Origin of the sequence: Rhodoferax lacus (genome assembly GCF_003415675.1) — a bacterium.
GTDB lineage: Bacteria > Pseudomonadota > Gammaproteobacteria > Burkholderiales > Burkholderiaceae_C > Allorhodoferax > Allorhodoferax lacus.
Genome location: NZ_QFZK01000001.1, coordinates 476,770 through 491,758, shown reverse-complemented (window position 1 = coordinate 491,758; position 14,989 = coordinate 476,770). Strand labels below are relative to the sequence as shown.

At 63.9% G+C, this 14,989-nt stretch carries 13 protein-coding genes; 10 read left to right on the top strand and 3 right to left on the bottom strand.

The window, feature by feature from the left end; translation table 11 throughout:
- Positions 1 to 3: 3 nt before the first annotated feature.
- From DIC66_RS02205 to DIC66_RS02160, 10 genes are all read left to right on the top strand, one after another.
- The gene (locus DIC66_RS02205) at positions 4 to 831 is read left to right on the top strand and encodes an ABC transporter substrate-binding protein (protein WP_117173572.1); all 828 of its coding nucleotides are present in this window, start codon (positions 4 to 6) and stop codon (positions 829 to 831) included.
- Positions 828 to 1,454, top strand: a complete 627-nt coding sequence (gene cobU / locus DIC66_RS02200; protein WP_117173570.1) for a bifunctional adenosylcobinamide kinase/adenosylcobinamide-phosphate guanylyltransferase — start codon at positions 828 to 830, stop codon at positions 1,452 to 1,454. Before DIC66_RS02205 ends, cobU begins: the two co-directional genes overlap by 4 nt.
- 29 nt (positions 1,455 to 1,483) lie before the next feature.
- Positions 1,484 to 2,350 (top strand): ABC transporter substrate-binding protein, encoded by an 867-nt coding sequence (locus DIC66_RS02195; RefSeq protein ID WP_117174135.1) that lies wholly within the window; start codon positions 1,484 to 1,486, stop codon positions 2,348 to 2,350.
- A complete protein-coding gene (locus DIC66_RS02190; protein WP_199534640.1) occupies positions 2,323 to 3,426 on the top strand; it encodes a FecCD family ABC transporter permease in 1,104 nt (367 codons plus the stop codon). The genes DIC66_RS02195 and DIC66_RS02190 overlap by 28 nt, the downstream gene beginning before the upstream one ends.
- On the top strand, positions 3,423 to 4,229 hold the full coding sequence (locus DIC66_RS02185) for an ABC transporter ATP-binding protein (RefSeq protein ID WP_117173568.1): 807 nt from the start codon (positions 3,423 to 3,425) through the stop codon (positions 4,227 to 4,229). Before DIC66_RS02190 ends, DIC66_RS02185 begins: the two co-directional genes overlap by 4 nt.
- Positions 4,219 to 4,788 carry a cob(I)yrinic acid a,c-diamide adenosyltransferase gene (cobO, locus tag DIC66_RS02180; protein ID WP_117173567.1) on the top strand — a complete coding sequence of 190 codons (570 nt, stop codon included), beginning with the start codon at positions 4,219 to 4,221 and terminating at the stop codon, positions 4,786 to 4,788. Before DIC66_RS02185 ends, cobO begins: the two co-directional genes overlap by 11 nt.
- 6 nt (positions 4,789 to 4,794) lie before the next feature.
- Entirely contained in the window at positions 4,795 to 6,282 is a 1,488-nt protein-coding gene (locus DIC66_RS02175) for a cobyric acid synthase (protein WP_117173565.1), read from the top strand.
- 97 nt (positions 6,283 to 6,379) lie between these two features.
- Positions 6,380 to 7,465 carry a nicotinate-nucleotide--dimethylbenzimidazole phosphoribosyltransferase gene (gene cobT, locus DIC66_RS02170; protein ID WP_117173563.1) on the top strand — a complete coding sequence of 362 codons (1,086 nt, stop codon included), beginning with the start codon at positions 6,380 to 6,382 and terminating at the stop codon, positions 7,463 to 7,465.
- A gap of 16 nt (positions 7,466 to 7,481) precedes the next feature.
- Complete coding sequence (locus DIC66_RS02165; RefSeq protein WP_117173561.1) at positions 7,482 to 8,345, top strand: adenosylcobinamide-GDP ribazoletransferase; 864 nt, start codon at positions 7,482 to 7,484, stop codon at positions 8,343 to 8,345.
- Positions 8,342 to 8,878, top strand: a complete 537-nt coding sequence (locus tag DIC66_RS02160) for a histidine phosphatase family protein (protein ID WP_117173559.1) — start codon at positions 8,342 to 8,344, stop codon at positions 8,876 to 8,878. Before DIC66_RS02165 ends, DIC66_RS02160 begins: the two co-directional genes overlap by 4 nt.
- 21 nt (positions 8,879 to 8,899) lie before the next feature.
- On the opposite strand, the gene DIC66_RS02155 is transcribed toward DIC66_RS02160, so the two are convergent.
- From DIC66_RS02155 to DIC66_RS02145, 3 genes are all read right to left on the bottom strand, one after another.
- Positions 8,900 to 9,187: a helix-turn-helix domain-containing protein gene (locus DIC66_RS02155; protein ID WP_117173557.1), complete on the bottom strand. Its 288-nt coding sequence runs from the start codon at positions 9,185 to 9,187 to the stop codon at positions 8,900 to 8,902.
- A gap of 150 nt (positions 9,188 to 9,337) precedes the next feature.
- A complete protein-coding gene (locus DIC66_RS02150; protein WP_158558823.1) occupies positions 9,338 to 11,404 on the bottom strand; it encodes a helix-turn-helix transcriptional regulator in 2,067 nt (688 codons plus the stop codon).
- Positions 11,388 to 14,852 (bottom strand): chemotaxis protein CheB, encoded by a 3,465-nt coding sequence (locus DIC66_RS02145; RefSeq protein ID WP_117173553.1) that lies wholly within the window; start codon positions 14,850 to 14,852, stop codon positions 11,388 to 11,390. Before DIC66_RS02145 ends, DIC66_RS02150 begins: the two co-directional genes overlap by 17 nt.
- Between the last annotated feature and the right edge of the window lie 137 nt (positions 14,853 to 14,989).

Here is a 14,989-nt window from a genome sequence, read left to right as displayed (position 1 = left end):
CCAATGAACCTCGGCCCCCAGCGCATCGTTTGCCTGACCGAAGAGACCACCGAGTGGCTCTACCTGCTGGGGCAGGAGAGCCGCATCGTGGGTATCTCGGGCTACACGGTGCGGCCGCGCCGGGCACGTGAAGAGAAGCCAAAGGTCAGCGCTTTCACCAGTGCCAAGATCGAGAGGATTTTGGATCTCAAGCCGGACTGCGTGCTGGGCTTTTCGGACCTGCAGGCCGACATTGCAGCGGCGCTCATACGCCACGGCGTACAGGTCACCATCTTCAACCAGCGCAGTGTGGTCGAGATTTTCTCCATGCTGTTTCAGGTGGCGGCCATGGTGGGCCAGGCCGAGCAGGGACTGCAGCGCATAGCGGACATGCAGGCCGAGCTGCGCGCCATGCAGGAGGCCGTGGCCCAGCGCGTGGCTGCGGGTGCGCGCCGGCCCCGGGTGTTTTTTGAAGAGTGGGATGTGCCACACATCAGCGCCATCCGCTGGGTGTCCGAGCTGATGGCCATTGCCGGGGCGGATGACTGCTTTGCCGAATTGTCCCTGCAGTCGCTGGGCAAGAACCGCATCATTGCCGATGGTGCCGAGATCGTGCGGCGCCAGCCGGACATGATTTTTGGCTCCTGGTGCGGCAAGAAGTTTCGCCCGGAAAACGTGGCAGCCCGCCCGGGCTGGAGTGAGGTGCCTGCGGTCAAGCACCAGCAGCTGTTTGAAATCAAGTCGCCCGACATTCTGCAGCCGGGCCCGGCCGCACTCACCGATGGTGTGCGCAAGTTGCACCACTTCGTGGTCCAGTGGATGGACCGTGACCTGCAGGAGCGCAGTGCATGAACGCAGCACGCATCGACACAAGTGGCATCCCCAGCAGCGAGCTGATCCTGGGCGGCCAGCGCAGCGGCAAGTCGCGTCGCGCTGAAATGCTGGCACGCCAGTGGCTGGATACCAGCCCGGAGCACCGCGCGGTGCTGGTGGCCACGGCCCAGCCCTGGGATGCGGAGATGCGCCAGCGCATAGCCCGGCACCAGGTCGACCGTGCCGAGCGCGTACCCGGCATGCAAACCGTGGAAGTGCCGCGGGAACTGGGTGCTGCCATTGCCAGCCTCAGCCAAGCCCAGACCCTGGTGGTGGTGGACTGCCTGACCCTGTGGCTGACCAATTGGCTCATGCCCGCACCCTCGGAAGACGGGCAGAACACCTTTTCCGAAGACGACGGGCTGGACTTGGCCGACAGGGTTACCGCGCCCATAGAAGCCTTGCTGGTATCCATCCAACAGGCCAGCGGCCCGGTGATACTCGTGGGCAACGAAATTGGCATGGGTGTCATCCCCATGGGCGCGCAGGTGCGTGCCTTTGTGGACACACTGGGGCGCCTGAACCAGGACGTGGCCCGCGTGTGTGCGCGCGTCACCCTGATGGCCGCCGGTCTGCCGCTCACACTCAAAGGAACGCCGTGACGCGTTGTAATTTTGGCCTCATGCAGCAGATGCAGCGGTGGATGATGCTTGTGGTGCTGGCCACCGCCGCTGGCTTTTGCCACACGGCCCAGGCCTTACAGGTCACCGATGACCGCGGCACCACGCTCACCCTGTCCAACCCCCCGCAGCGCATCGTCAGCCTCTTGCCCTCGCTCACCGAGACGGTATGCGCCCTGGGTCAATGCCAGCGCCTGGTGGGGGTGGACCGCTATTCCGACTACCCGGCTTCGGTAACCAAGCTGCCCCAGGTGGGCGGCGGCATGGACCCCAACATCGAGGCCATCGTCGCCCTGCGTCCGGACGTGGTGCTGGCAGCACTTTCCTCGCGCACGGCCATGCGGCTGGTGTCGCTGGGCATTCCGGTGTTTGCGCTGGAGCCCAAGAACCAGGCCGATGTGCAACGCACCATCGACAAGCTGGGGCAACTCCTGGACGTGCCTGACGCGCCCAAGCTGTGGCGTGAGATCGATGCCGGGGTGACTGCCGCGGCCCAGTCCTTGCCTGCCCATGTGCGTGGCACGCGGGTCTACTTTGAAGTCAACCGCGGCCCGTTTGGCGCGGGTGAGGCTTCCTTCATTGGCGAGATCCTGACGCGCCTGGGGGTGAAAAACATTCTGCCAGCCAAGCTGGGCCCCTTCCCCAAGATCAACCCCGAACTGGTGGTGCGCGAGAACCCGGACCTGATTCTGGTGGGCCAGGCCAACCTGGAAGGGCTGGAGCAGCGCCCCGGTTGGAGCAACATCCGTGCGATCCGCGGGAAGCATGTGTGCGTGTTTGGTGACGCGCAGTCCAATGTGCTGGTGCGCCCCGGCCCGCGCATGGCCGAGAGTGCGCGCATCATGGCGCAATGTCTGACAGACAAGGCCCCCAAGTGAACACCACGCGCACCGCCTGGTTGCTGTGGCTTGCCGCGCTGCTGTGCGTGGCCATGGCGGTGCTGGGCTTGTGCATAGGCAGCGCCGGGTTTGAGAACACCGTGGGTACCCTGCTGGGTGCGCACACGGAAGCGGCAGAGCGGGCCATGGCACAACAAATCGTCTGGGACATCCGCCTGCCGCGTACCCTGGGCGCGCTGGCCGCCGGTGCCTTGCTGGGCTTGGCCGGGGCTCTTGCACAGGGTCTGTTTCGCAACCCGCTGGCCGACCCGTATTTGCTGGGCAGCGCCTCCGGCGCCTCGCTGGGCGTGGCCCTGGCGCTGGCCAGCCTGGGCGGCGGCGCGGGCATGGTGGGCGGCAGCATGATGAGTGAGAGTGCGGCCATCAGCGTGTTCTCCAGCAGCGTGTGGGTGCGTCTGGGCTTGACCGGTGCAGCCTTTGGCGGTGCCGTACTGGCCGTGATGCTGACCCTGTCTTTGGCGCGTGGCGTGCAGCACACATTGCGCTTGCTGCTGGCCGGTGTGATTGTGGGTGTGGTGCTGGGCGCCATCACCTCGCTGGTGCTGCTGTTCTCGCCGGACTCTCTGCAGGCCATGCAATCCTTTTTGCTGGGCTCCACCAGCTTTATCGGCTGGACCTCGTGCCTGCTCATGGCCGTGGTGTGGCTGCTGTGTGTGGTGGCGGCCTGGGCCTTGGCCCGCGTGCTGGACGGCCTGAGTCTGGGCGAGTCCACCGCACAAAGCCTGGGCCTGCCCATTGGCCCCTTGCGTGCCGCGTTGGTGGGGGTGCTGGCCCTGGCCACGGGCACGGCCGTGGCGCAGACCGGGTTGATTGCCTTTGTGGGATTGGCCGCGCCGCATCTGGTGCGTGCAATCGCCCGCGTGCCGCACCGCCAATTGATGTGGCTGGCGAGCGCCATGGGCGCGGTGCTGTTGGGCGGCGCCGATCTGCTGGCACGCTGGCTGATTGCGCCGCAGGAACTGCCTGTGGGCGTTCTGACCGCGGTACTGGGTGGCCTGTATCTTCTGTGGCTGATGCACAGAGGTGGTGGCGCACTGGGAGGGCGGGGCGCATGAGCACGTCCACCACCAGCGGCATGGCTCTGAGCGCCCACGGCTTGAGTGCCAGCTTGGGTGGACGCGAGGTCTTGCACCACATTGATCTGGACATCGTCCAGGGCCAGTGGACCAGCATTCTGGGCCCCAATGGTGCGGGCAAGTCCACCCTGCTCAAGGCCCTGGCCGGGTTGCTGCCGCACAGTGGACGTGTGTCCCTGCTGGGTGCGCCGCTGCGTTCCATTCCCCCGCGCCAACGCGCCCGGCAACTGGCCTGGCTGGGCCAGAACGAAGCCTCGGCCGAAGACCTGAGTGCCTGGGATGTGGTGATGCTCGGCCGCCTGCCGCACCAGGCCTGGCTGGCACCACCCAATGAAAAAGACCTGGCGGCCGTGGAGCGCTCGCTGCGCTACACCCAGGCCTGGGACTGGCGGCACCGGGCTCTGGGCCAACTCTCGGGCGGCGAGCGCCAGCGCGTGCTGCTGGCCCGCGCCCTGGCCGTCGAAGCCCAGGTGCTGCTGATGGATGAGCCCCTGGCCAATCTGGACCCACCGCACCAGGCCGACTGGCTGTGCGTGGTCGAGGCCCTGCTCATGCACGGCACCACCGTGGTCAGCGTGCTGCATGAAATCACCATCGCCCTGAATGCCAACCGCCTGGTGGTGATGCGCGAAGGCCGTGTCACCCACCACGGTGCAACTGAAGACGCGACCACGCGTGACGCGGTCTGCGAGGCCTTTGACAACCGTATTGCCATTTACCCCCTCAACAACCAGTGGGTGGCCCTGCCGCACATTCCCGCAAAAACACCCCATGCAAATTGAAGCCGCACCTACAGAGAAGCCCTACGAAAAATCCGAGGGCGAGCGCCGCGGCATCGTCATCGTCAATACGGGCGACGGCAAGGGCAAAAGCACCGCCGCCTTTGGCCTGGCCCTGCGTGCGCATGGGCGCGGCAAGGCGGTGAAGATCTTTCAGTTCATGAAGGTGCCTTCGGCGCGATTTGGTGAACACCGCATGTTTGAGCAACTGGGTGTGCCCATAGAGGGATTAGGTGATGGTTTCAGTTGGAAGAGCCAGGACCTGGAACACTCCGCACAACTCGCGCGTGACGGCTGGGCCAAAGCCAGTGCCGCCATCCTGAGCGGCGACTTCTTTTTGGTGGTGCTGGATGAAATCACTTACCCACTGATCTACGGCTGGATGCCGTTGGAGGCAGTGCTGGACACCCTGCGCAGCCGCCCCTCCCATGTGCACGTGGTGCTGACCGGCCGGCGCTGCCCGCCCGAGATCATCGCGCTGGCCGACACGGTAACCGAGATGACCATGGTCAAACACGCGTTTCAGGCTGGCATTCCGGCGCAACGAGGCATCGAGGACTAAGCGACTATGACCGCCAAATGCATCATGGTGCTGGGCACCACCAGTGGCGCTGGCAAAAGCTGGCTCACCACCGCCCTGTGCCGCTACTACCAGCGCCAAGGCCTCAAGGTGGCTCCCTTCAAGGCGCAGAACATGAGCAACAACGCGCGCGTGGTGGCCAGCGCCAATGGGCAGGGTGAAATCGGAAGTGCCCAGTACTTCCAATCTCTGGCAGCCAGAGCCGTGCCCGATGTGCGCATGAACCCTTTGCTTTTGAAGCCCGAGCACGACACCCACAGCCAGGTGGTGCTCATGGGCCAGGTGCACGAGGCCCTGTCGCGCATGGCCTGGCGTGGCCGAAGTGCCAGCGTCTGGCCGGTGATTGCACAGGCGCTGGATGACCTGCGCGCGGAAAACGATGTGGTGGTGATCGAAGGCGCGGGCTCGCCGGCCGAGATCAACCTGTCTGCCAGCGACATCGTCAACATGCGCGTGGCCCTGCATGGCGATGCGGCCTGCCTGCTGGTGACCGACATCGACCGGGGCGGCGCCTTTGCCCACCTGTATGGCACCTGGGCCCTGTTGCCCGAGAACGAGCGCGCCTTGATACGCGGCTTTGTGCTCAACAAGTTCCGGGGTGATGCGAGCCTCTTGGCCCCGGCGCCCCAGATGCTGCAAGACCTGACCGGCATTCCCACCGTGTCCACACTGCCCATGTGGTGGCAGCACGGCTTGCCCGAAGAGGACGGTGTGTTCGATGACCGCAGCATCGCCAGCGGCGCTGTGGACCTGACGGTAGCGGTGATCGCCTACCCGCGCATCAGCAATCTCGATGAATACCAGCCCCTGAAGAAGGTGCCCGGCGTGCGCCTGCAGTGGGTGCGCAGCCCCTCGGAATTGGTGGCCTTGAAGCAGACAGACTGGATCATCCTGCCCGGCTCCAAAAACACCAGCGGCGACCTGGCCTGGTTGCGCACACAGGGGCTGGACGCCGCCGTGGCGCACCACGCAGGGCAGGGCGGTGCCGTACTGGGTGTATGTGGCGGCCTGCAAATGCTGGGCGAGGCCTTGATAGACCCGCACGGTGTGGACGGCAATGCACCCGGCCTGGGCCTGCTGCCACTGGTCACTGTGTTTGAGGCCGACAAGACGGTGCGCCACACGCGCAGCCGCTTTGCCCAAAACATGAAGGGCATCTGGTCCGCACTGGCCGGTGTGGAAGTGACAGGCTACGAAATCCACCACGGCCAGACCCAGCCGCATGCCGCCATGCAGGCCGCAGGCAACGTGGCGCGCAGTGTCATGCCCGTGGGCCTGGCCTGGCAGAACCCGGCTGGCAATGTGCTGGGCCTGTACCTGCACGGGCTGTTTGAAGACGCCGCCGCCCTGCAAGCCCTTTTTGGCACGCGTTTCAACAAACCTGTGCCCACGCTGGACACCGTGTTTGACGGACTGGCCGACTTCATCGAGCAGCATTTCGAGCCGGGCGTGCTGCAAGGCCTGCTCAAGCCCTGAGGCGCTCGCACGCAATCGCTCCAAGCGCACTATTTCTTATTGCAAGCAGACGCCTTCCAGATCTCTTTCACAGCCTCTTTTCAACCCGGACCACCCCATGCACAGCACCTTGCCCACCCTTGCCAATATCCACGACGCAGCGCTGACCGCCAAGCTGCAAAGCACGCTGGACAACAAGACAAAGCCCCAAGGCTCCCTGGGCCGCCTGGAAGGCTTGGCCCTGCAAATCGGCCAGATCCTGGGCAGCGCCACGCCTGTGCTGGAGCAGCCGCAAATGGTGGTGTTCGCGGCTGACCATGGCCTCACGGCGCGCGGTGTGTCTGCCTTTCCCAGCGATGTGACCTGGCAGATGGTGGAGAACTTTCTGGCCGGTGGTGCGGCAGTCAGCGTGCTGTCCAAGCAAAACGGCATTGCGCTCACCGTGGTGGACTGCGGCGTGAAGCACGACTTTCTGGCCGGCCTGCCCGCAGGCGCCACACGCCCCGGCCTGCAGGTGCGCAAGGTGGCCGGAGCCGAAGCCGGCACTTCCGATTCGTCGGCCGGCCCAGCCATGACGCCCGCGCAATGCACTGCTGCCATGGAGCAGGGCAGGGAACTGGTGCGCGGCCTGCCGGGCAATGCCCTGCTCCTGGGTGAAATGGGCATTGGCAACACCTCGGCGGCCTCGCTGATCCTGGCGCGTCTGGCCGGTCTGGATATTGCCGTTTGCACCGGTGCCGGAACCGGCCTGGACGCACCTGCTGTGCTGCGCAAAACCGAGGTGCTGCGCGAGGTGCTGGCCCTGCATGCCGCAGCCGTGCAACCGCTGGACGTGCTGGCGGCCATGGGCGGCTTTGAGATTGCCACCATGGTGGGCGCCGTGATGCAGGCAGCCGAGGAGCGCCGCGTGGTGGTGGTGGACGGCTTTATTGCCAGCAGCGCCGTGGTGGTGGCCCATGCCCTGCAGCCGCTGGTGCTGCAACGCTGCGTGTTTGCCCACCGCTCGGGCGAGCGCGGCCACGAGTTCATGCTGCAGCACCTGGGCGTGCAGGCCTTGCTGGACCTGGGCTTGCGTCTGGGCGAAGGCTCGGGCGCCGCCCTGGCCTGGCCGCTGTTGCAATCGGCCTGCACCATCCTGCGCGACATGGCCAGCTTTGCCTCGGCCGGGGTGTCGGAGAAATCCACCGACGCGGTCACCGCTTGATACCCGCGTTCAGGCCATGAGCCGTTTTGTTCGCCACTACCTGCTGTCCCTGCAGTTCTTCACCCGCTTGCCGGTGACAGGCCGCCTGGCTGCGTGGGTGGGCTACAGCCCGGAGATGCTGCGTGCCAGTGCGGCGCATTTTCCGGGCGTGGGCTGGCTGATCGGTGGCTTGGTTGCGGCCTTGAGTGCGCTGCTGCTGTGGGCTTTGCCGCAGGGCGGCTTTTCACCCCTGGTGGTGGCGGCAATGGGCACGGCCTTTGGCATTTTGCTCACCGGCGCCTTCCACGAGGATGGTCTGGCCGATGTAGCTGATGGCCTGGGCGGCAGCTACGAGCGCGAGCGGGCGCTGGACATCATGAAGGACTCGCGGGTGGGGGCTTTTGGCGCCATCGCCATCGCCATGGCCTTGCTGACCAAGGTGGCACTGGTGGCGCAACTGGGCCTGATGGGCGTGGCCGTGCTGTGCCCTGTGGTGTTTTTGGCCCATGTAGTGTCGCGCACCTGGCCGCTCTTGCTCATACGCCTGCTGCCGCATGTGGGCGATACGGCAGCCTCCAAATCGAAACCGCTGGCAGACCAGATCTCAGGCGCTGCCTTGCTGGTGGCTTTGCTGTGGTGCCTTGCGGCCTTTGCGCTGGTGCTTTTACTTGTACCTCCACTGGCTTCTGGCGCAATTTGGCCCACGCTGCTGCAGCCCTCAGCACTACTGTCCGCTATGGGCTGGGCCCTGGCGCTCAGCGCGCTGGCTTTTGCCTGGATGGGGCGCCTGTTTGCCAAGCGCCTGCAAGGCTTTACCGGCGACTGCCTGGGTGCCACCCAGCAGATCTGCGAACTGGCTTTCTACCTGGGCTTTTTGCTGGCCCTGGGAGGGCGCACATGAGCCTGTGGCTGGCGCGCCATGCCCAGCCGCTGGTGGCACCTGGCATCTGCTACGGCGCCACGGACATGGCGGCCGATGCGCAGTTGACCCTGCAGGCCGCGCGTGCCCTGGCGCTGGAACTGCCACTGGGTATTGCGGTGCGGGTCTCCCCGCTCAGGCGCTGCCAGCAACTGGCCGAGGCCCTGCAAGCCGAGCGACACGACCTGCACTTCACAACCGACATGCGCCTGCGCGAGATGGACTTTGGCTTGTGGGAAGGCGTGGCCTGGACCGACATTCCCCGTGCCGCCATCGATGCCTGGACAGCTGACTTCGCGCAGCACCGTTTCGGCGGTCAGGAGTCGGCCAACGAGGTGCTTGAGCGCGTGGCCAGCGCCTGGGATGCATTGCACGCGCTGCACGACACCCTGTGGATTGCGCACTCCGGAATTGCGCAGGCGGCGACCTTGCTGCACCAAGGCATGCGCCACATCAGCCGGGCAGAAGACTGGCCGCTCTCCAAGCTGCCCTATGGTGGGTGGGTGCGGTTTTAAATCCCGTGCTGCAGCGCAGGTTTAGTCCAGAGGCACCAACAATGCGTGGGGCTGAATATCCAGGGCGTTAGACAAGGTAACCAGAACCGTCAGCGAAGGGTTGCACTTTCCGGTTTCAATCCGGCTCAGGTAGGTGCGATAGATGCCGCATCTGTCAGCCAGCGCCTGCTGAGAGACCTTTTGCGCCCGCCTGAAGTGCCTGACATTGCGCGCAAGCGTGTGGAGCCACGGCAGATGCTCATGTGTTTGCCCGGTGAATTCCAGGTCAGCCAACTCGTCATCCAGAACGGGATCGTCTCGGGTCTTCATGGTGTGCGTCCTAGAGTTAAGTCCTGTTGTTTCAATGAGTGTGTGTGAATGTAGGCCAGGGAGTAGACGAATTCAATCCTGCATACCGGGTAGCGCGTACCCTGAACAGGGTAGTCCAGACAGAAAAAACGACCTTCGCCTGACTGCTGATCAGCTGGCGATGAGCTGGTGCGCCACTGCGTAGCGGGTCAGTTCCGCGGTGCTGTGCAGGTCGAGCTTGCGCATCAGGTTGCGCCTGTGGGTTGCGGCAGTAGACGCTGAAATATGCAGACGCTCGCCAACCTCTGCCGAGGTGCAACCCGCTGCTATCAACTGAAGCACCTGCATCTCGCGGGCACCGATGGCAGTGGGTTGGTGCCCATGCACTGGCGGGGGCGGTGGCTCTGGCAGCTTTCCAAAACCCGCTATCAGTGACTCGATGCGTTGCAGCAGGTCGGCGCCTTCCTGCTGGAGTTGCCGCTCCTGGCTGATGTCCTGCAAGGTGCCTGCTGCACGCACGGGTCTGGCGTGTTCATCCCGTGCAACGATGCGACCCTGCGAGCGGACCCACACCCAATGGCCTTCCTTGTGGCGCAGGCGGTATTCCGTCCGGTAGTACGGCACTTCGCCGGTCTTGATGGCGTTGAAGGCGGCATCACGCGTAGGCTCATCGTCGGGGTGCACCAGTTTGTCGTAGTCGCTCATGCGGGGGCCAATCTCGCCCTCCTGGTAACCGAGCAGCGCAAAGGCCCTGGCACTGAGGTGCAACTCGCCACTGACAATCTGCTGGTCCCACAGACCCAGGTCGGCACCCATCAGCGCCAGTTCCAGGCGTTGTGCATGGAGTTTGCGCTCGGAGATATCCACCAGCGTGCTTTGGATGAGAGGGAGTTCTCTGGCCACGCCGGCAACCAAATCCGAGTTCATCAGACAGGGCCGTATAGCCCCATCCTTGCAGATGAAGTCCAGGTCCAGATTGCGTGAGCTGCCGGTCTGGAGCAGGCGGTCAAATGCAGCCTGAAAAATGCGCGCACTTTCAGGCGTCATGAAATCGGCAATGTCCTGGCCTACAACTTCTTGCCCGGTATAGCCCAGAAGCGCCAAACCGGTCTTGTTGATCCGCGTGATCACACCGTCCAGGCCGAGCGAGTGGTAACCGCAGGGAGCCTGGTCATACAGGTCCAGAAACTGCCGGGTTCGCCCTTCGACCTGTTCTTCCAGCTCCAGGCGGTGCTTTTCCCTTTCAGATTCACGTGCCCGGCGCTCCGTGATGTCGCGCAACAGGACTGCCACCTGATGGGCCTGCGCGGGATCGCACCGGAAGGCGTGAACGTCGTACCAGCGCTTCGACGATTCGGCGCAGCGCTCAAAGCGCACGGCCTGGCCTGTGAGGGCCACACTCCCCAGCACGTTGAACCACGGCAGGTCATGCAGCAGGGCCAGTTCGCACAAGTTCTTGCCCTGTGCATCCACCAGCCCTGTTTGCTGTACGAACGACGAATTTGCTTCCACCAAGCGGCATTCCACTGGCTGATCGTCTGCATCGAAGACCATGTCCACCAGACAGAAGCCCTCGTCAATGGAACTGAACAGCGCACGGTACCGCGCGTCGCTCCTGGCTTGCTCTGCCTCTGCCCGCTTGCGTTCGCTGATGTCGCACAGCACCAGGCGCAGCACTGGCGCGCCATCTGCGCCTTGGGAAACGTTGCACGCCATTTCAGCCCAGAACGCCATGGCGCCCTGCCGCACCATGCGAAGCTCAGCGTGCTGGGACTGCCCTGTTTTGAGCAGTGCCCTGCACATCAGGTAATAGCTGTCCATATCGTCACTGAGAACAAAGCGGGTAAACGGCAGCGTGACCAACGCATTGCGCTCCATGCCCAGGAGGGATGCTGCGGTTTGGTTGACCTGCAAAATCTGGCCGCCCTCGCTCAAGGTGCAATAGCCCACCGGAGCCAGGTCGTACAGGTCAAGGTAGCGCATATTGGCGACATGCAACTCCACCTGCCGGCGCCGCAGTTCCTCGTTTTGCATTTCCAGTTCGATCTGGTGCACGCGCAATTCATGCAACGCCCGCTCGCCCGCGTCGATCAGGAGGTCACCCCGGCCTGTCACCGACGGCGCAGCGCGTGCGAGCAATGCCGCTTCGGCCTGGCCGCGCAGTCCGGGCACCGAGAAGGGCTCTCGTGCGCCATTGCGCCGGGAGACGGGTGCGCCTTTCTCAGTGCGGTTGGGCACGGGTGACCAGTCTTTCCGTTGTGGCGATGGCATAGATATCGCCGGCCTCGTTGCGCAGGGCCGTAGCCGTAATCGATACCTCCCTCACAGAGCCGTCCTTGGCCAGGCGCTGAGCCAGACAGGGTTCTATCTTCACCGCACGGCCAAGCTGGTCCATGCGTTGCAGCGCCTGCTCACGCTCCGCAGGTATCACGCGGTCCAGCAGGTTCATGTGCAGTGCTTCGGCCTCGGTCCAGCCGTAGATGCGCTCGGCCGCAGGGTTCCAGGCCAGGATGCGGCCATCCTTCGCGTGGATAGTCATGGCGTCATGCGCATCACGCAGCACCATCGCCAGACGCGTGTCCACATCCGCCCTGTCCAGCAGCCCCTGCATCAGTCTGCGCTCGGTAATGTCGCTGAAAGAGACCACCACTGACGAGGGCCCCGGCTCTCCAGGCTCAAAAATGGGCACAGCGCTGACCGACACCCAGGCCACTGCACCACCGGGTTTGCGCATGCCCATGACAAGGCCTTGTTGTGCCAACCCGGTACGCAAGGCTATCTGGCTGGGGTGTGCTTCTGGCGTACATGGACTGCCGTCTTCATGAACTGCGTCCCAGCGCGGATCAATGTTGCTGCGTTCCTGAATCTCCTGGCCGCTCAGGCCCAGGATGCGTTCGGCCGATGGATTCCAGGCGGCGATCTTTCCATCACGCGTGTACAGCAGTACCCCCTCGGACAGGGCCGACACGACCGAGCGAAAGCGCTGTTCGCTTTCCTTGAGCGCATCCAGCGCCCCGTGCAATTCGGCGATGTCCACCTGCGCCTTTACCACTTCCGATATGTCCATGAAGGTGACGGCTGCGCCTTCGATTACGTTTTCCAGGGTGCGGTAGGGCAGGATGCGCAGCATGTACCAGCGCCCGTCCTTGTCCTGCACGCGAATTTCCTTGGTGGCCAGGGTGTCCAGCACGGTTGCGATGTCTTCCGTCATGCGGTCATAGCCACGCAGCCGGGCCATGAAATGGCCCAGGGGGCGGCCCACATCGCTGGCCACCAGCTTGATGATGGCGGTGGCCGACGGGGTGAAACTCAGAATGCGCTGCTGCAGGTCGACAAAGACGGTGGCAATGCCGCTGCCCGCCAGCAGGTTGCGGTTGTCGTTGAGCGCGCGCGCCAGGTCGGCTACCTTGTTTTGCTGCTCCACATTGACCGTGGCCAGCTCTTCGTTGACGGACTGCAGCTCTTCCTTGGAGGTGGCGAGCTCTTCGTTGCTGGCTTGCAGCTCCTCGTTGACCGACTGCATTTCCTCAATGGCCGAGCGCAGCTCTTCGGTGGATGTCTCTGTGTCTTCATGGGCGCTGCGCAACAGCTTTTCCTTGTCGCGCAGTTCCCGCTCCAGCGCCGCAACGCGTACATCGGTGGGCACCGCAGGGTCCATAGCCACAATGTCGGGCAGGGGCTGGTCCGCATCGATCAGTGGCGACTCTTCCATCACCACCAAAAAACGTGTCGACTGGTAGACGTCTGCAGCGCGCGGAACCACCGGTGAAACCGTCAGGTTGACCGAGCTGAAGTGGCCGTTGGTACGCACCCGCAGGCCTAAGCGCCGTATCACCATTTTTTCCTGTGCCGACTGGTGCAGCGCGAGTTTCAGGGCTTGCGTCAGGCCTTCGCGCGCCATCTTCACGATATTGTTGACACCGGAGTCACCGGGTGTGGGTTCCAGGTAATTGCCGGTGCGACCGCGCAGGTGCAGGATGTCACCATTTTTTTCGACCAGCGCGCAGGCAGGTGCCAGCAAAAGCAGCAAGGCCCGCTCGGTCTGCTCACCCAGCGAATATTTCACGGGACCGGTTTGCCGCGGAGGGCGGGGCGACAGCGCCGCCTCCGGCCCGGCCATGGGTGGAAGAAAGTTGCCCAGCGTTCTGTGCATCATGGCCTCCCTGCGCTGGTAGAGCCGGGACTTGCCATCCAGCACGGTAAACAGGTTGTCAAAGTCACCCACACTCTCGGCGCTGCCCAAAAACAAGATGCCGCCCGGATTGAGGGCGTAGTGAAACAGCTGCATCAGCTTTTGCTGCAACTCGCTGCGCAGGTAGATCAGCAGGTTGCGGCAACTGATCAGGTCGAGTTGGGAGAAGGGCGGGTCGCGGATCAGATCCTGTTCGGAGAAGGTAATCATGTCGCGGATGACCTTGCGCACCCGGTAGCCGCCGCCTGGCTCCATGGTGAAAAAGCTTCCCAGCCGCTCTTTGGACACATCGGCCGCAATGCTGGTGGGGTACAGACCCGCGCGGGCGGTGATGATGGCCTGGCTGTCGATGTCGGTGGCAAATATTTGCACTACACAGTTCTGGTTGCGGGCCTGCATGCGCTCATGCAGAGCGATGGCGATGGAGTAAGCCTCCTCACCGGTGGAGCAGCCGGGTACCCAGACGCGCACCCGCTCACCTGCCGCCTTGCCCGCCAGCAGCCGGGCTCCCAACTGCTCCTCCAGTTGCTCGAAGGCATGCGGGTCGCGCACAAAGTTGGTCACACCAATCAGGAGATCGCGAAAAAGTGCCTCTACTTCCAGCGGGGTCTGCTGCAACAGCTTGACGTAGTCTTCGAGCTTTTCCATCTGGTGCAGGGCTTTGCGCCGCTCGATGCGCCGCAGCAGCGTGCCAGGCTTGTAGAGGGAAAAGTCATGCCGGGTCTGGGCGCGCAGCAGCACGAACACTTTGTTGAGTTCTTTCTCGACAGTTGGCGCAACCAGGGCCGAGGCCGGCAAGCGCCGGGCCCGGGCGGTCTGCACAGCGTAGGCAATCAGGCGCGCGGGCATCTCGGCGGGTGCGAGTTGGTAGTCCACCAAGCCGGTGGCGACAGCGCTGCGGGGCATGCCGTCGAACTCGGTGGTGCTGGGCGTCTGCACCAGGACCAGGCCGCCTTCTCCCTTGATGGCGCGCACGCCCAGGGTGCCGTCAGAGCCAGTACCCGAGAGCACGATGGCAATGGCGTTGTCGCCCTGGTCCTGCGCCAGGGCGCGGAAGAAGTAATCGATGGGCAGGCGTTGTCCGTGGGGCAGGGACGGGTCAAACAGCTGTATGGCGCCATTGAGAATCGCCATGTCATGGTTGGGCGGGATGATGTAGACGCAGTTGGCCTTGACCACCAGCCCATCCACCGCCTCGGACACCGGCATCCGGGTGTAACGCTGGATCAGATCGGCCAGGATGCTTTCGTGGTTGGGGGCCAGGTGCTGCACCAGCACAAAGGCCATCTGGGGGTCGATGGCGGCCGGCATGCCGGAAAAGAAGGCCTCGAATGCGGCCAGTCCGCCGGCAGAGGCACCAATACCTACGATGGGGAAGCTTGCACTGGCCCCGCTGTATACCTCAGTGCTATCCGTTGCAAGAACCGCTGGCGCGTTTGCCGCAACCGGTTTGGTGCCTTGCGCACGCGCGTTTTTTGGGAGCTTGCTTGCCATACAGTTTATTGAGTTGACCGACCATGTTGCATTTGTCAGGCGCCGCCGTGGGGGCGCCGGGTTCGGTCAAAATGACACCACCAGTGTCAAATGATAGTTGTTCAGGCTGCGTGTCGGGTAACTTTTGTACGATACAG